Annotated in this window: 9 protein-coding genes; 5 read left to right on the forward strand and 4 right to left on the reverse strand. The window is 51.6% G+C overall.

All coding sequences use genetic code 11. The annotated features are described in order from the left end of the window. Positions 1–9: 9 nt before the first annotated feature. Positions 10–1,992 carry a methyl-accepting chemotaxis protein gene (locus tag ABD028_RS09450; protein WP_343844420.1) on the forward strand — a complete coding sequence of 661 codons (1,983 nt, stop codon included), beginning with the start codon at positions 10–12 and terminating at the stop codon, positions 1,990–1,992. On the opposite strand, the gene ABD028_RS09455 is transcribed toward ABD028_RS09450, so the two are convergent. Next, on the reverse strand, positions 1,961–3,232 hold the full coding sequence (locus tag ABD028_RS09455; protein ID WP_343844422.1) for an MFS transporter: 1,272 nt from the start codon (positions 3,230–3,232) through the stop codon (positions 1,961–1,963). The two genes, ABD028_RS09450 and ABD028_RS09455, sit on opposite strands and share 32 nt — an antisense overlap. Before the next feature lie 138 nt (positions 3,233–3,370). Between ABD028_RS09455 and ABD028_RS09460 the strand changes: the two genes are divergently transcribed. The 3 genes from ABD028_RS09460 to ABD028_RS09470 all read left to right on the forward strand — a co-directional run bounded on the left by ABD028_RS09460 (position 3,371) and on the right by ABD028_RS09470 (position 7,347). Next, positions 3,371–5,707 (forward strand): glycoside hydrolase family 65 protein, encoded by a 2,337-nt coding sequence (locus ABD028_RS09460; protein ID WP_343844424.1) that lies wholly within the window; start codon positions 3,371–3,373, stop codon positions 5,705–5,707. Further along, positions 5,704–6,375 (forward strand): beta-phosphoglucomutase, encoded by a 672-nt coding sequence (gene pgmB / locus ABD028_RS09465; protein WP_343844426.1) that lies wholly within the window; start codon positions 5,704–5,706, stop codon positions 6,373–6,375. The genes ABD028_RS09460 and pgmB overlap by 4 nt, the downstream gene beginning before the upstream one ends. A gap of 105 nt (positions 6,376–6,480) precedes the next feature. Beyond that, positions 6,481–7,347 carry a hypothetical protein gene (locus tag ABD028_RS09470; protein WP_343844428.1) on the forward strand — a complete coding sequence of 289 codons (867 nt, stop codon included), beginning with the start codon at positions 6,481–6,483 and terminating at the stop codon, positions 7,345–7,347. Positions 7,348–7,403: 56 nt separating this feature from the next. Here ABD028_RS09470 and ABD028_RS09475 read toward each other — a convergent pair whose 3' ends face one another. The 3 genes from ABD028_RS09475 to arcB form a co-directional block, all read right to left on the reverse strand. Then, positions 7,404–8,423, reverse strand: a complete 1,020-nt coding sequence (locus ABD028_RS09475; RefSeq protein ID WP_343844429.1) for a LacI family DNA-binding transcriptional regulator — start codon at positions 8,421–8,423, stop codon at positions 7,404–7,406. A 110-nt stretch (positions 8,424–8,533) separates the two neighbouring features. Next, a complete protein-coding gene (locus ABD028_RS09480; RefSeq protein WP_343844430.1) occupies positions 8,534–10,792 on the reverse strand; it encodes a TonB-dependent receptor in 2,259 nt (752 codons plus the stop codon). Between the two features lie 391 nt (positions 10,793–11,183). Then, positions 11,184–13,526: an aerobic respiration two-component sensor histidine kinase ArcB gene (gene arcB, locus ABD028_RS09485; protein WP_343844431.1), complete on the reverse strand. Its 2,343-nt coding sequence runs from the start codon at positions 13,524–13,526 to the stop codon at positions 11,184–11,186. 693 nt (positions 13,527–14,219) lie between these two features. On the opposite strand from arcB, the gene gltB reads away from it, so the two are divergent. Continuing rightward, positions 14,220–18,686 carry a glutamate synthase large subunit gene (gene gltB / locus ABD028_RS09490; RefSeq protein ID WP_343844433.1) on the forward strand — a complete coding sequence of 1,489 codons (4,467 nt, stop codon included), beginning with the start codon at positions 14,220–14,222 and terminating at the stop codon, positions 18,684–18,686. Positions 18,687–18,700: the final 14 nt, after the last annotated feature.

The raw sequence follows: 18,700 nt of genomic DNA on the forward strand, positions 1-18,700 counted from the left end.
GATAGACGCATGGCAAAAGATCTGATGATAAAGACCAAGGCCAGTTATCTGGGGGCCGGCTTACTGGGTGCCGCCTTAGTAGTAATCTACCTGGTAATGCAATGGCTGGCGCTGCCCATTATTCAACAGGAAGTTGAACAAGAAGCCCTGGTCAGGGTGTCAGACAGCGCGGCGCAGCTGCGAAATGAACTGAATCAGGGTGCTATTCTCACCCAGAATATGGCCGCTTTGGCGCAACATCTGCCGCTGGATGACGCTCAGTTCAACAGCCTGATGCCGGTTCTGATCAACCAATTCGGCAACACTAATATTGCCGGCGGCGGTATCTGGCCAGAACCCAATGCCTTTAATGCCGGTCAGTCCCGATACTCCTTTTTCTGGGCCCGCGACAATAATGGCCGTCTGGTCAAATCCGATGATTACAACGACCCCAGTGGCAACGGCTACCACAATGAAAGCTGGTATCAGGCCGGAAAACAATTAAATTCCGGCCAGTGTGGCTGGTCTGAAGCCTATGAGGATGCGGCCAGCGGTGTGGCTATGGTAACCTGCACGGTTGCCATTAAACGCCAGGGCAAATTCTGGGGGGTAGCCACGGTCGATCTGGTGCTATCCGGTTTAGCTGACTTGTTCCGCACCCAAAACAAAGCATCCGGCGGCTATATATTCTTGCTGGGTGCCAATGATCAGATCATCAGTTTCCCGGATATTCGCGACCAGCGCCTGGATATGCAAAATCTTCAACAGGTTGCCGGTCAGGACAAAAGTTTGCGCCCATTGCTGGAGGCTATTAGTCAGGGGAAAAGCATCAGTTCTTTGCCTGAAGGCGTGGTTCAGGGCGACACCAGCCTGCTGGCCCTACAGTCATTGCCGCAGGAAGGCATGAAGATGGGCCTGGTATTACCCAGTCAGGTGGTACAGGAGCCGGTTAGTCACCTGAGTTTCAGCCTGTATGGCACCCTTTTGCCACTCATCGCCTTGTTTGTTGGTTTACTGATTTTCTATGCTAACAAGGTGCTGGGGTGGGTTAATGAAACCACCGAACAGATACAACGGCTGATACGGGGCGGTGCGTCGGCCACTCTGAGTATTGATAAGCTGGACGAAATAGGCCTGTTGAAACAGGCGGTGAATAATTATGGCGAGCACCTTAATGGTTTGCTGCGCCAAATCGCCGCTGAGGCGGCAGAATCCAAGCAACGAGCCGAAGAACTAAGCAGCATGGCTCACGATCTCAAAGACCGTGCAGAACATCAACTTAGTGAAAACAATATGCTGGCCGCCGCCATTAATCAGATGGCCAGTAGTGCAGCAGAAGTGGCCAATAATACCCGTACCACCTCCGACACGGTGGATGACTCACAAGGCTTGGTAAAACGGCGTTTGCAGGATGTGGTGGCCAACAACCAGGCCAATCAGGAACTGGCCGGTGTGTTACAGCAAACCGCTGACATCATTAACCGCCTGTCCGGTGATGCCCAGCAAATGGGCGCGGTGCTGGATGTAATCAAAGGCATATCAGAGCAAACCAACCTGCTGGCGTTAAATGCTGCCATTGAAGCGGCCAGGGCCGGGGAACAAGGGCGCGGTTTTGCTGTGGTAGCCGACGAGGTACGTACCCTGGCAGGACGCTCGCAATCCTCTGCCAATGAAATAGAGAATATGATTGCCCAGCTACAAAGTTCAGCCAAGCAAGGCGTGGATATTATTCTCAGCTCACAATCCCTGTCGGAACAAACTGTTGAGCGTTCCAATAAGGTGATCGCCGGCTTTAATGAGATTGTCGAAGCGTTTGGTGGCATCAGCGACAGCACCTCGCAGATCGCTACCGCCGCCAGCGAGCAGGCCAAAGTGGCGAATGAAATTCACCGCCTGGCCGAGGGCATTCGCGAGAGTAATGAGATGAACTCCCGCGATGCCACGGCGCTAAGCGAGTTGAGTCGCTCGTCGACCGCCTTGTCTACCCGCCTGTATGAGCTGAGCCATCCCTGATGGGGGCCGCAGGGCCCTGCTGCAGAGTACCCTGGCGGAAATAGAACAGAGTTATTAAGATGGCAGCGATGGGGATAAGCGACAAATAAAATGCCGTTTGTCCACTAAAGCTGCCAAACACCAGTCCGGTAATCATTGAACCTGTGGTGCCGCCCAGCGCCGAGAAAATCACTATCAACCCAGTCATCGCGGCATGTTGGGTTTTGGGCAGAGACGACAACATAATAGAATTGATAGCCGGGTAGATGGGTGCCATAAACAAGCCAATCAATGGAAAAACAAAGGCCGCCAGCGGCGCATTACCCCAACTCATCTGTGCCTGCGGCATGGCCAGATTGGCCAGAGGCATGGAAACCAGCACTAATGCCGCCATCGCCAGCAGACAAATATTCAGCAGCACATACCAGCTGATTCGGGTCATCAATACCCCGGCGCCCAGTCTGCCAATGGCCAAACAGGCGGCAAAAATACTGGTCGCCTGCACGCTCATATCGGCGGGTAAGTGCAGAACCTGGTTATTAAAGGTGGGAAGCCAGGTGCCCAGCCCCTGCTCAATCAATACATATAGAAAAGCAGATAGTACAAATACCAACACCAGAGGTTTAAGGGCTAATTTCAGCATGGCCAGAAAATCCTCCATGGGCCGGCTGCTCTGCTGAGGGACAGGGTTGGCAAATGGTGTGCGCCACAGCAACAAGAAATTCAGCCCGCCCAACAAGGCCAGACACCAATAAACGTTCAGCCAGTTGCTTGAAGCAGGATCATCACCATCGATAAAAGCACCAAACAACCAATAACCAGACAACACCCCCACCATAAAAATCCCTTCAATGGTGTTCATAATGGATGCGTGCTGCTGCTTATCGTCACTGATAAGCCCCACGGTGGAATACAACGACACTTTGACCAACCCAAAGGCACTGCCGACACAGAAAAACAGCACTTTGGTCATCCAGAATACCGGCAGCAGAGGCATTAACAGGCTAACCCCGGTGACCAGCAGGGTGCCCAGCATCATGGCGTTGCGATAGCCAAACCTGGGCAGGTAAGCCGCCAGCATAAAAGACACCAGTGCAATTGGCAGATCCTTAAAGCCTTCCAGCACACTGGCAGCCTCTTTACTGACCCCATAACCGTTGATCACCTGCAATATCACAGTGCCCACACTGTTGAGCAAAATAGCAAACAGAAAGTAGGTCAGCATGAGGGAATATTTTACTCTGACACTGTTGCTAATCATCTGTATCTCCGTGCTGATAAATACAGGCAGTATTGCCCCGACCTATTTGAGTTTACCTAAATTTAACACAATTGCAATCGATTGCAAAAACAGCTAACCTTGTCACTATTGCTCTTCATTCCAAGGTTTATCGCTGCTATGAACGTTTCACCCAAACACCTGCTTTTCACCCCTCAGCCCTGGCAACTTGAAATTGACCGGTTGATACCTGAACAAGCAATGTTGGAAGAAACCTTGTTTGCATTGGCCAATGGTTATCTGGGTACCAGGGGTACCATGGAAGAAGGCTCACAACCAGGCCAGCAAAGCTGCGAAGGCACCTATTTAAACGGCGTCTACCATAGCGAGAAAATCACCTATGGTGAGGTGGCCTATGGCTATGCCAGCCACAACCAGAAAATGCAGCTGGTCCCCAATGGCAAGATAATGCAGTTAAGGTTGGACAATCAGCTGGTCAATCTGTCTGATGCCTCAGCAGGTAAACGCTGGCTGGATTTTCGCTCTGCCAGTTTACACCGGCAAATGCATTGGCAAAGTCCGACAGGCAAACAAATTCTGCTGACCACCAGCCGTTTCGCGTCACTCAGCCAGCCGAATTTGATCTGTCAGCGCATGGAAATTGTGGCGCAGAATTTCAGTGGTGACATTGATCTCAGCACCCTGCTGGATGCCGCTTATCAGTTCAGCCCCAATAAAGATGATCCCAGAGTAGGTGTGCTCAGTCTGGATGACAGTCTGATGCTACACCAGCAACAGAGCACCGATGAACAAGCCTGGATGCTGCATCAGGTAAAAGACGGCCCGTTCCGCATTGCTTCGGCCACTGCTGTCAGTGCATCACAGCCAGCGGACAATATTTCGCACATCAACAGCGATAAACAAGTTGGCCAGCAGTGGCGGTTTAGACTGGTGCAAGGGGTTAAGCTGATCGTGGATAAATTTATCAGCTATCAACATGACCAACAAATGGAGTTCGGCGAGCTACTCCTATCTTGCCAGGATAAGTTGCAACAGGCCAAAACCATGGGCTGGGACCAGATGCTGGCAGAGCATAAGCATCAGGTGGCCGAGTTCTGGCAAAATAGCGATGTGCAGATCAATGGTGACCCGGCACTGCAGCAAGGCATGCGTTTTAATCTACTGCATTTATTTATGTCCATTGGCAAGAACGGCCACTGCAATATGGGGGCAAAAGGGCTGACCGGACACGGTTATGATGGTCATTATTTCTGGGACACCGAAATTTATATTCTGTCGGTGATGACCGCCACTAACCCGGAGCTAACCAAACAGTGCCTGACATTCCGCTATCGCACTTTGGATGGAGCCCGTCAGCGTGCCCGGCAAATGTCCCATTCCCGTGGTGCACTTTATCCCTGGCGCACCATTGGCGGCGACGAATGTTCGGCCTTTTTCCCGGCAGGCACCGCGCAGTATCACATTAACGCCGCCATTGCCCATGCCATTCGCAGCTATTTTACCGCCACAGCAGACTGGACCTTTATGCAGGACATGGGCGCTGAGATGTTGTTTGAAACCGCCAGGTTGTGGCTCAGTCTGGGGCATTTTAACCCGCAAAAACAAGATCGCTTCTGTATCGACGGAGTAACCGGGCCGGATGAATACACAGCCATTGTCAGCAACAACTTCTACACCAATGCCATGGCCCAGGCGCATCTGCGCTTTGCGGTACAAATTGCCGCTAAACTCCAGGACAAAAATCGTCCTGCTTACCAATTGTTATGCAAAAGTATTGGTTTGAATGACGCAGAGATCTCAAGCTGGGCAAAAGCGGCAGACAAGATGTATCTGCCTTATGATGCAAAGCTCGGCATCCATGCCCAGGATGACAGCTTTCTGGATAAAAAGCCGTGGGACTTTGCCAACACTCCCGCAGACAAATACCCTTTGCTGCTGCATTACCATCCCCTGGTGATTTATCGCCACCAGGTGTTAAAACAAGCCGATGTGGTGCTGGCCATGTTTTTACTGGATGACGCCTTTGACCAGCAGCAAAAAGCCAGGAATCTGGCTTACTATGAGCCGCTCACTACCCATGATTCCACCCTGTCCAGTTGCATTCACAGCATTGAGTTTGCTGAAACTGGCCAGTATCAGCGCGCCTATGAGTTTTTTCATGACAGCGTGCGTATGGACATAGATAACCGCCATGGGAACACCGAGTATGGTATTCACACTGCTTGTATGGCGGGTTCCTGGATGAGCATTGTGCAGGGCTTTGCCGGGCTGAGGATACGCCCGGATGAGCTGGTCTTCACACCGCATTTACCTGCCCACTGGGACAGTTACAGCTTCAATCTGCAATATCAGGGGCGGCACTTACAGGTCTCTGTGGCCAAAGACGGCGTGCGTTATCTCCTCAAGCGAGGTGCAACGCTCAGCATCCGCCATCACCAGCAGGAACTCACCCTAAGCAGCAACCAAACGCTGCATATCGCAAAGGTGCAGTCATGAGTATCAAAGCCGTGATTTTTGACCTGGACGGGGTGTTAACCGATACCGCAGAGTACCATTTCCAGGCCTGGTCAGCCCTGGCACACAAGCTTGGTGTGCCCTTTGACCGGCAAGACAACGAACAACTCAAAGGCGTCGACCGTATGGGGTCATTGCAGTTTATTCTGGATAAAGGTGGCCTGCAGCTCCCCAGCGATGAAAAGGACATGCTGGCAAAAGCAAAGAACACACATTACCAGCAACTGATTGAAAATATCAGCGATGCCGATTTATTTGAAGGTGTTCACCCGCTGTTCAACCGCTTGAAACAGGCGGGAATCGCCATAGGCCTGGCGTCAGCCAGTAAGAATGCTGCCATGGTGCTGAATAAGCTGGGAATCAGCGCAGCATTTGACTACGTAGCCGATGCCGCCGCCATAAGGCAAGGCAAACCCCATCCGGAAATCTTTCTGACCGTGGCTAAGGCGCTTGGTATACCAGCGCAACATTGTGTCGGGGTGGAAGATTCGCTGGCTGGCCTGCAAAGCATTCTCGATGCCGGTATGTACGCTGTGGGCATAGGTGAAAAACAGCTGCTTACAGACGCCAATCTGGTCTATGCACAGATAGGCCAACTGGATCTCGATGAGGTGTTGATGCTTGGGCGTAAAGCTCCGACTACAGGCTAAGGATAATTGGTCAGGGTCAATTTCAGCACTATATCTGCACAAATATTGTTCTACCAGACTACATAACGTAGAATCCGCGGCCATTTGTTAACCGGGAATAACGCGTTGAAGTTGTGGTGGCTATTTCTGTTGGTGTCTTTTTCGGGCTGGGGGCAAAGCATTACCTGGTTGGCGGATGCCGCACCGGGTTTTGACAAGCAAGTGCGACTGGATGAGCAAACCCGCGATCTGATTTTACAGGACTTGCCGGATTTGCAAGTGCGCATCGAAGTCAGCAATCCACAACGGGCCATAAAGCTTCTGGCGCAACGCGATGATATTTGTGTGGGTGACAGAATTTACACGCCGGCCCGCCAGGAATTCAGCGTGGCAACCCAGCTTCCTCAGGCGGTGGTGCTGGGGCTGCGCTTATATGTGCGCGATACTGCCGCACGATTTCCCCAAATTCTGCACAAAGCCACAACCCAAGGGCTATCCATTGTTGATCTGCTGACTGAACAAGGAGCCGCTTTTAAACTGGGTATTGTGGAAGGTCGTTCCTATGGTGGAGCGGTAGACCAGGCACTGCGGCCGTTTCTGACATCTGATTTACTCTATCGGCGGGCGGGCACAGACATGGGCGCCGGTGTCATTGCCATGCTTAGGTCAGAGCGTATTGATGCTTTACTGGAATTCCCCAATATATATCAACTCTATGCCGGGCAATCAGGCCAGACAACAAGCCAAAGTTTCAGCCTGAAGGAAACGCCGGCTTATAATATTGGTTTTATCTTGTGCTCCAACAGTGAAACCGGGCGCTATGCTGCGGGCGTCCTGTCCAAGCGTATTGCCGTTTTGTCTCAGACTTCTGCGTATCTGCAAAGCCATCTGAATTGGTTTGATGTTTCCTTGCATGCAGAGCTTACCCGCTATTACGACAAAGTGTATGGCACAACCTTTTCAAGCCAGCCCTCTGTAAGCTATGCCCGATGAAAGAGAAAGATTCGCAACGGTAAGCATAACTCCAACTGGTTTTGCGCCAATACAGATCAAAGTGCTTTGCGGCTGGATTCACGCACCACAAGCTGCACATCCATGACTTGTGAACGCACGGTTTTACCGGCCAGTTTGTCTAACAATTTACGCACCAGCAATTTGCCCCCTTCCAGTGTCTGCTGCCGGATAGTGGTGAGTGAAGGATGGCAGAACATCGACAAGGCCACATCGTCAAACCCAACCATGGCGATATCTGCAGGGATGTGTCTGCCCGCTTCAATCAGCTTTTTCATTGCGCCCAGCGCAATCACATCGCTAACCGCAAAAATACCATCCACGTCCCCTGCGCCATTTTCCAACAGGCGGGTTGCACTGCGATAACCCGCTTCGCTGGTAAAATCGGTTTCCAGTCTGAGCGATTCATCCACCTGGATACCGGCTTGCTGCAGGGCCAGACAATAGCCCTGCCAGCGCTGCTCCATTTCGCTGTGACTGGTGTCGCCCAGAAAGGCAATACGCTGGCAGCCCTGGTTAAGTAAATGGTTAACGGCCAGAAAGGCGCCCATCTTATTGTCGCTACCAACGGTACAATACTGACTGTCCGGTAACATTGCCCCCCACACCACAAAAGGACAATCCTGTTCGGCCAAACGATCAATGCGCGCATCATGCTCCCCCTGCCCGATGACAATCAGGCCGTCGGCACGTTTGGAATCGAAGTAGTAGTCGCGCCAATCGTCTGAGGCGGTGCGGGTATTAGACAGCAACATGTCGTAACCATGACGAGTCAGTTCATCGGCAATGGCACCCAGCATATCCAACAGCCAGGGATCAGAAATACCCTGTTCGGTGCGCTCTTTGAACAACACCACCACGGCAATCACCATGGTTTTCTGGGTACGCAATGCCCGGGCTTTAGCATTGATCTTAAAATTATGTTCACGGGCCACTTGCTGAATCTTATGCCGGGTTTTTTCGGCAATCAGCGGGTTGTCATTCAGCGCGCGGGAAACGGTGGACTCGGAAACGCCAAGGAGTTTGGCAATATCGGCAATGCTTTTGGCGCGCGTCATGGATCAGCTTATTCAGATGGGTGTTGGGGCAAGGTTATCAAATTGCCCCACCGGTGGAAAAGCGAAAGGTGGCTGCGAGCTGCCACCTTTTGTTATTTCTATCAACGACTTCAGAAGTTGTAGCCGATGCTCAGGTTCATTGACCTTGGCATAATGTAACGGCCATTAGGTGCCGTGGGGTTGCGGGGATCCCCCTCGGTCAGCCCGTCTTTATCGGTCAGGTTGTCCACCGACAGGCGCACATTCAATTGGTCTGTCACCTCCCAGTATGCGCCCAGATCAATCTTGGTATAACCGTCAAGCTCGCCCAGATTCTCGTTACTGATCCAGCGGTCATCTACTGACGTCAGAGTACCATACAGCGTCACAAAATTGCCGCCAGCCAGTTCAACATCATAGCTTGGGGTCAGACGCAACTGCCAGCCAGGCTGACGCTGCGACTCGTTACCCACCAAATCCATATCAGCGCTTTTGGTAATTTCCGTGCTTTGAATCGTAGCGTTTAGATTCAGGTTCAGGCCAAAATCAAAGGTGTAATTACCGTCCAGCTCAATACCTTTTGCTTCGTTTACCGACAAGGTGGCCGGTTCACCCGGACGGGTTACCGTGCTGCTTTCCACTTCGTTAAAGAAAGCCGTGGCATACAGGCTGTAATTATCAGCGGCCAGCTTATAACCCAGCTCATACTGGGTGACATCGAAAATCAGGTCATTACCGATTTCATACTGTCCATAGTTATCACGAAAATCATCGAAATAAGGCATTTTACTGCCGTCATTGACCCGGGCAAAAATGCCGGAATTGTCAGTGAGCATGTAATTGGCCCCAGCCGTCCAGGACGTGGTGTCCTCATCGTATTGCACTGGCTTGTTGATAGTGCCGTCCAGATCTTCATCCACCGAATAGTCAATCTTGTGATTTTCACGGCGAATACCCAAATCCAGGGTCAGATCATCAGTGGCCTTATATTCAAAGGCGGTATAAAACGCCCGGGTGGAGCCGTCACCCGTGGCATTAATATCGTAATTCCAAGTGCAGCTGTCATCATTATCGTTACAATCTATGCCGGTCAGATTCTCGCCGCCCGGCGCCACCACATGATATGACTGATTACCAATTGACCACCAGTCTTTGGCTTCAAAGTTGGAGGTATACAGGCCGAATGTCACCTTCAGGGCGTCGATTTGTTTGGTCAGCGACAAGTCGTTGGTAAAAGACTCAATCTCTTTCAACACCACCCAACGGCCAATCTGTTGCACCAAGGTGTTGCCTGCATAGGTTTTGCCTGTCACCGCACCGGTAGCACTTTCACCGTTATCCGCTACCGCAGCCAAAGTAGTGGGTGCACCTTCCGGTACTAAACCATAAGTATTCGCATCGCCCTTGGTAAAATTAAAGCGGTCCGAGAACTGCCAGCCGTCAGCAAATTCCAGTTGGATTTTACCACCGGACACCGAACCGTCCCAGCCGCGACCATTACCAAAGTCAAAGGCCTGGGTGCTACTGCCATTCGGGCCATATTGAATGCTGGCCTGCCGGTTAAGGGTACCGATTTGGGTATATTGGTTGTCTACCCCATCCACCAGCGGGGTAGGCAAATACCAGACACCATGGTCATCTGTGACCCGGGTGTAGAAGTTCATTTTGCCGTTATCCAGTTCTTTGGTGATATTGATAGTGAACTGATGACCCTTCTCGGAATTGAATCCGGCATCGCGAATGCCCGGCGAGCTGGAAACATAACCGCCCACCATATAGTAAAGACCGTCCGAGATGGCGCCGCTGACCATGGCATCCACGCGTTGCAGGTCATAATCTGAGGTGCTGTATTTAAATACCCCTTCGGTAATATCCGAACCTTCTTTCAGCAGGAAGTTGGTGGTCAGGCCGGGCTGGCCGTTTGAGATCACCGGGTTAGTACCACCACGCAGGCCTTCCATATAAGCCACAGTTTCATCCATACGAAACAGCGTGGAGTTTTCCAGGAATGACAGAGTTGGCGGCTGATACAAGGGCGCCCCTTCCATTTGCACGGTCAGAAACGGGGCATCTCCGGTACCAGGGAAACCGCGCACAAACACATTGGCCCCGGATACCCCGCCGGAACTCTCAGACCAGACGCCGGGCACAGCCTTAAATAAGTCTGCGGTACTCTTAGGGGCCAGCTTCTTAATGGCTTCGGCCGACAGGTTGGTTATGGCAAAGCCGGCATCTACTTTACGCACAGCGGTGCCGGTGGGTGTACCTGTTACCACGATTTGCTCAAAATCCTTGGCCTGTTCTTTATTATCAGGTGTTTCTTGCCCCCAGGCATGACCGCTCAGGGCGGTGGAAACGGCCAAAGCCAGGATGAGTTTATTGCTTTTCATTGCTGGTCCCCAGTTATCTTTTTGACTTAGTTAGCTTTTATCTGGTCTGACAGGGAGTTTGTAGCCACCTTGTCAGCCACTGTGTGAGCTGAGATAGCTTAAAAGTAGATCGAATTGCAATCGATTGCAATAATCAAGGCCGGATTTTGTGTAAAAAATGTTAATTTAAGGTTTCCACTACTGTTGCAGTTACAAATTAGTTACAAGACTTGGCAAGAGTATCGTCTAACAGGCCGTTTCAGCAGCAAGAATTGCTTCACCAGAATGGAAACGATTGCATTAAGTATTGGGAGCTTAGGAGTAAACAGAGTCAATGGCTGCAAAGTGTTGCTTTGGCAACCTTCGTGGTGCAAGAGTTTTCAACCACGAAGGCTAATCGGGATGTTGCTGGCTAGTCGTCAATGGTCTGATCAGACAACCAGTTATGCAGAGATTGCATATCCAGTTTCAGGGCTTCCTGCAGCTCTTCTACCCAGTCATACACATTCTGCCACCAGGCTGGGTGGTCGCCCTGCTGAATCTGATTGGCAATTTTCTGCACCCTGGAAAGCCCCACCGAGCCTGCCGCGCCTTTAATCTTATGGGCCTGGGCACAGACCTCGTCCTTGTCTTTGGCGCTTAGATTGGTAAGCAGAATCTCCATATACTGAGGAATACTCTGGTTAAACACATTAACGCTGGTGCTGAGCATTTCCGCGCCGATGGTGTCCACCAGCATCTGCAACATCTCCAGATCCAGCACGGATTCGCTCTTACTCTGGTTGTTTTCAGGTAAACGAGGCAGCTCAGAGGCATCACAGAACAGCTGATTAAAGACTTCAACCACCCTGCTCTTCTTGATTGGTTTGGAAATCACGTCATCCATACCCTGATCCAGATATTCCTGGCGGGTCTTAATCACATTGGCCGTCAGTGCCACGACCGGCGTGCCGGTAACCAGTTCTTCCTCGTGCATTTTGCCAACCACGTCAAAACCAGTCATATCAGGTAGTTGAATATCCAGCAAAATCAGGTCGTACTCATTGGCCCGCGCCATTTCCAGTGCCTGTCGGCCGGTCATGGCCACTTCCACGCTCTGACCGAGTTTTTCCAGCAGCGCTTTGGCCACCATCACGTTCAGTTCAATATCTTCCACCAGCAGGATTTTAAGACCCGTCACCCTGATTTCAGCCAACTGGGCCGGACGGGTGCTGATAGCCAGGGGTAACTCAACGGTAAAGCAAGTGCCCTTGCCGACTTCGCTGCTGACCCGGATATCGCCGTGCATCAGTTCAACCATCTTTTTACAGATAGCCAGGCCAATCCCGGTGCCGGTTGCGCTTTGGTGATCTGGATGTTTGACCTGATAATACATGGCGAAGATTTTATGCAGCTCTTCCTCCGGGATCCCCACCCCGGTATCTGCCACCTTGAACAGCACGTTACAGATACCGTTTTTAGGCGTTTCTGCCGACAGGGTAAAACTGACCGAGCCCTGCTGGGTAAACTTCACCGCATTAAACAGCAGATTCCATAGTACCTGGCGCAATCTGGTGCCGTCCGCTTCGACAAAATCCGGCAACGGCTCGAGCATCTGGGTCTGAAAATTCAGGTTCTTATCGGCCACCAGCAGTTGAATAATACTGGACAATTCACCGAAGAAATCTTTCAGGCTGACGGTTTTTAATGCCAGTTCCAGCTTGTCCCGGCCCAGCTTGTCCAGATCAATAATGTCGTTAAAGATATTGCCCAGAGTAATGGCACTGGCGTAGATGGTGCTGACCCAACTGTACTGCTCATCGGTTAGCTTTGTGTCACGCAGCATGCGGCTTAAGCCGACAATGCCGTTTAAAGGGGTACGCAGTTCGTGGCTGATCGTGGCAATAAAGGCGGTCTTATCCCGGCTGGCTTTTTCCAATGCCACCTGCGAATGTTTACGCTCGGTAATATCCCGGCCAAAGGCCAGCAGACCCAGGCGATTACCCTCTTTGTCAAAAAACGGCACCTTGCGCATTTCGTAGTATCGCTTGCTGCCATCAGCAAAGCGCAGCCACAGCTCTTCGGTGATGCCCATATTGTTCTCCAGCACTTCATGGTCACTTTCCACCACCTGCCGGGCCAGATCTTCGTCATACACTTCATGGGGAGTCAGGCCAATCAGCTGCGCTTCGGTCTTACCCGTCATTTGCTCTGCCACGGTATTACAACCAGCAAAGCGCCCTTCTTCATTGCGGTAGTAAATTAAATCCGGACTGGCATCAATAATAGAGCGCAACAAGGTAGATAAACGCAGAGCCTGTTGCTCTTTTTCTGACTTCTCATGAATCTCCTGCTCCAGCTCGGCGAAGACTTTCTCTCTGTCTTCCTGCGCCTTACGACGCTCTTCAATCTCAATATTGAGCTGGCGGATATTATTCTGCAGTTCACGGTTTAGCAGCACATCCTCTTCGCGCAGACTTTCTAACTGCGCCACCACATCTTTGAGGTTGTGGCGGCTGGTCTCCAGTTGCCTGACCAGTTCACTGAAAAAATACAGCACCCAGGGCGCACTCAGTAGTGTCAGCATAATGGCAGAGACAAAGTCTTCCAGATGCACTTCACCTGTCATATATAAACGGATAAAGTAAGAGCCAGCGATGGTAAACATCAAGGTCAGCAACACAAACAGGATACTGATTCGCAAGGTGCCAAAGCGCCCGACAAACTGGGCAAAACGAATAGCCCATGACTCATTTTGATTGGAAGCTGGCTGCATGAAGAGAATTTCCACTGACAATAGTTGTCGGCATCCTAGCAAGAGCATGGCGGATTCCCCAAGCTGAATTTGTACCCGTTATCTCGGTCCCAGTTAAATCACCAAGTGTTCCAGTCGGAATTTTTATTCACATTTAACGGATATAAATTCAACCAAAGTATTCTTGGCAAACCACCTTCTTCGCCATTTTCAGCCTGCCTGTGTCACTAGGATTTTTAGTTATATGCTAAAAACCAAAACATCAAATTGGTCAGATGGCGACCATTTTGAAACTTTTATCCTAACTTTAGACAAAAATAGCCATCACCATTCCAAGCTTATTGCTAAGGGGGAATTGATTTGTCGAAGCATTGTGGTATTTTCATTAGCCGCACTTTATGAGTGCATAAAGATTCGTTATTGGTGCAGACAGGCTTGAGGTCGGCCAATATACAAATAGGAATGCGGAACCGGCCATTGGGCCAAGAGGCGTCGATACTGGATACGTCCGGTGCGATAAGAATAGCGGCGGTAAGGAATAAACCGCTCTGTTCAGAAAGAAAGACTGGTAACCCCAAATAAAAATAGAACCTGTAATAGGTCATCCTAACGACACAGGCGCATGATAAAACGGACCAAAAAGAGTCCAGCACATGCCATCCCTGAATAAAAACATCACCCTGCCCAGTCGAACGGTTGAAGGAGTCATGAGTAATGAGACTATATAACCCGAACGATTCTCGGGATAACTGTGGTTTCGGCCTGATCGCCCATACACAAGGGCAGGCCAGCCACAGTCTGGTAAAGACCGCCATCCATGCGCTGGATCGTATGCAGCACAGGGGCGGCATCGCCGCAGACGGCAAAACAGGTGACGGCTGTGGTTTACTGCTGCAAAAACCCGATGCATTCTTCCGCGCTATTGGCGAGGAAAATGGCTGGAAGCTGGCCAAGAAATACGGCGTCGGCATGGTATTTCTCAGCCAGGATCCGGTACTGGCCCAGCAAGCTCGCGATATCCTTAATGAAGAGTTGCAAAAAGAAACTCTGGATGTACAGGGCTGGCGCGTGGTGCCAACCAATCCGGCGCTGTTGGGTGAACTGGCTTTAACCGGTCTGCCCCAGATTGAGCAGGTGTTTGTCAATGCCCCGCCAGGCTGGCGTAAGAAAGATGTGGAACGCCGTTTGTTTATGGCGCGTCGCCGTGCTGAAAAACGCATGAGCCATGATCCGGACTTTTACATTGCCTGTCTGTCGAATCTGGTCACCATCTATAAAGGCCTGGTGATGCCCAAAGATCTGCCTAATTTCTATCAGGATCTGGCAGACGAACGCATGCAATCGGCTATCTGTGTTTTCCACCAGCGTTTTTCTACTAATACGCTGCCCAGATGGCCGCTGGCCCAGCCATTCAGATTCCTGGCTCACAATGGCGAAATCAACACTATTCGTGGTAACCGCGAGTGGGCCGAAGCCCGTACCTATAAGTTCCGCACGCCGCTGTTGCCCGATTTACATGACGCGGCCCCTTTTGTGAACTTCGAGGGCTCTGATTCCTCGTCACTGGACAATATGCTGGAGTTGTTCCTGGCCGGTGGTATGGATTTATTCCGTGCCATGCGCTTACTGGTGCCACCTGCTTACCAGAATAACCACACCATGGATCCGGACCTGAAGGCGTTCTATGAATTTAACTCCATGCATATGGAGCCCTGGGACGGCCCGGCTGGCATCGTGATGACCAATGGTCGTCATGTAGCCTGTAACCTGGACAGGAACGGCCTGCGTCCGGCCCGCTATGTGATTACCAAAGATGGCCTGATTACCCTGGCCTCAGAAATTGGTATCTGGGATTACCAGCCAGAAGACGTATTGGAAAAAGGCCGGGTCGGTCCCGGCGAAATGCTGGCGGTGGACACATACACCGGCAAAGTACTGCGCTCCAGTGAAATAGATGAAGATCTGAAAAACCGCCATCCTTACCGGGAATGGCTGGACAAGCATATCAGTCGTTTGCTGCCCATTCAGAAATGCGATGCCAGTCTGATTGGTGTGCGGCTGTTTGATGACGACATGATGAATACCTACTACAAGCAGTTTAATTACAGCTACGAAGAGATTCAGCAGGTTATTAAGGTACTGGCCAAAGACGGCCAGGAAGCCGTAGGCTCAATGGGTGACGATACCCCCATGGCTGTGTTGTCTAGCAAGCATCGAACCTTGTACGACTACTTCCGCCAGCAGTTTGCCCAGGTCACCAACCCGCCAATCGACCCGCTGCGGGAAAACCATGTGATGTCGCTGGCCACCTGTATTGGCCGCGAACAGAATGTATTCAGCGAAACCTCGGGTTACGCCAATCGGGTGCTGTTTGAATCGCCGATTATGCTCTACACCGACCTGAAACAGTTGCGTGAATTTGACTCCGAGCATTATTACTCAGAAGTCATTGATCTGAACTATCAGCCGGAAGAAGGCCTGAAAGCCGCCATTAAGCGGGTTTGTGATGAGGCCGAATATCTGGTCAGACAAAAAAAGGCCGCCTTTGTGATCCTGTCGGACCGCAAAATCAAGGCTAACCGTCTGCCGATTCCGGCCCCTATGGCTGTCGGCGCTGTACAGCGTCGTCTGGTGGAAAAAGCCTTGCGCTGTGACGCCAATATCGTCATCGAAACCGCTTCAGCCCGCGATCCACACCACTTTGCCGTGCTGCTAGGCCTGGGTGCCACTGCGGTATACCCGTTCCTGGCCTACGAAGTGATTGAGCAAATGGCCGACAAGGGTGAACTGGATATTCCGGTAATGGACGCCGTGCTGAATTACCGTAAGGGCATTAATAAGGGCCTGTTTAAGATTATGTCGAAAATGGGCATCAGCACCGTGGCCAGCTATCGCTGCGCCAAGCTGTTTGAAGCCATAGGTATACACCAGGACGTGATGAAGCTGTGCTTCCAGGGTGTGCCCAGTCGTATCCAGGGTGCCAACTTCGATGATTTTGAGCAGGACATCCAAAACCTTAACCGCATTGCCTGGATTAAGCGCAAAACCATCAGCCATGGCGGCCTGCTTAAATATGTGCACGACGGTGAATACCACGCCTACAACCCCGACGTGGTCAGCACCTTGCAAAAAGCCGTAGTCAGTGGCAACTATGCCGACTACCAGGCCTTTGCCGAGTTAGTTAACCAGCGTCCTGCCGCCCATATCCGCGATCTGTTCAAGCTGAAATTCAGCGACCAGGCCATTGATATCAATGAAGTGGAAGCAGCAGAAACGCTGTACCCACGTTTCGATACGGCAGCCATGAGTATCGGTGCATTAAGCCCTGAGGCGCATGAGGCTTTGGCCATTGCCATGAACCGACTGGGCGGTCAATCTAACTCCGGCGAAGGCGGGGAAGATCCGGCCCGTTTCGGTACCGAGAAAAATTCCCGTATCAAACAGGTGGCCTCTGGTCGTTTTGGCGTTACCCCGCACTATCTGGTCAATGCCGACGTGCTGCAGATTAAAGTAGCACAGGGTGCCAAGCCCGGTGAAGGCGGACAGCTACCCGGCGATAAGGTCAACAAATACATTGCTGAGCTGCGCTATTCGGTACCCGGTGTCACCCTGATTTCACCGCCGCCACACCATGATATTTATTCTATCGAGGATTTGGCGCAGTTGATTTTTGATCTTAAGCAGGTCAATCCCAACGCCCTGATCTCGGTCAAACTGGTATCTGAGCCAGGTGTCGGCACTGTTGCCACTGGTGTGGCCAAAGCCTATGCCGACCTGATTACCATCTCAGGTTATGACGGCGGTACAGGGGCCAGCCCGCTGACCTCGGTTAAATATGCCGGCAGCCCCTGGGAACTGGGGCTGGCAGAAAGCCAGCAAGCCCTGGTGGAAAACGGCCTGCGTCATAAAGTACGCGTACAGACCGACGGCGGTCTGAAAACCGGCCTGGATGTGATTAAAGCCGCCATCCTGGGGGCAGAAAGCTTTGGCTTTGGCACCGGCCCGATGGTGGCACTGGGTTGTAAATACCTGCGTATCTGCCATTTGAATAATTGCGCCACCGGGGTGGCCACGCAAGATAAGAACCTGCGGGACAACTATTTTATCGGTCTGCCCGAGATGGTCATGAACTACTTTAAGTTTATTGCCCAGGAAGTGCGTGAACTGATGGCTGCCCTTGGCGTACGTAAACTGGAAGAGCTGATTGGCCGTACCGAATTGCTGGAAGTGATTGACGGTATCAATGCCCGCCAGCAGCGTTTGGATCTATCGCCGATTCTGGCCAAACCCCAGGCCGGCGAACATACCAGACTATTCTGTTCTGAGGTGACCAACGCACCAATGGATAAGGGCGAGCTGAATCTGCGCATTCTCGGCGATGTTAAAACTGCCGTAGAGAACAAGTCAGGCGGTAACTGGCGCTACAGTATCCGTAATACCGACCGTTCGGTGGGCGCGCGCATCTCTGGCTTTATCGCCCAAAAACATGGCAACCAGGGGATGGCGGATTATCCGCTGCGTATCACCTTAACCGGCACAGCGGGTCAAAGCTTTGGCGTATGGAATGCAGGCGGTCTGGAGCTGCATTTGATTGGTGATGCCAACGACTATGTGGGTAAAGGCATGACCGGTGGCAAGATCACCATCCACCCACCGGTTGGTGTGCACTACGCGACCCGCGACAGCGCGATTATGGGTAATACCTGTTTGTACGGCGCAACGGGCGGCAAACTTTTTGCTGCTGGCCGAGCCGGTGAACGTTTCGCAGTTCGCAATTCGGGGGCCATTGCCGTAGTGGAAGGCACCGGTGATAACGCCTGTGAATATATGACCGGCGGCATCGTCGCCATTTTGGGGCAAACCGGGGTCAACTTCGGGGCCGGTATGACCGGTGGCTTTGCCTATGTACTGGATCAGGCCAATGACTTTGACCGTCGCGTTAACGGCGATTTGGTGGAAGTGATGGGGGTTGAAGATAAACCCATCCTGGTCGAGCACCTGCGTGGTCTTATCAACCAACATTACGAAGAAACCGGCAGCGAGCACTCACTTGAGATCCTCAGCCAGTTTAGCAAATACCTGAAGCAGTTCCGTCTGGTTAAGCCAAAGACCAGCGACGTTAAGAATCTGCTGGGACATATCAGCCGTTCCAGCGCCGAGTTGCGCGTGCAGGCCCAGTAAGGAGGAACAAGCAG

The organism is Bowmanella denitrificans, assembly GCF_039522935.1.
Taxonomy (GTDB): Bacteria; Pseudomonadota; Gammaproteobacteria; order Enterobacterales; family Alteromonadaceae; genus Bowmanella; species Bowmanella denitrificans.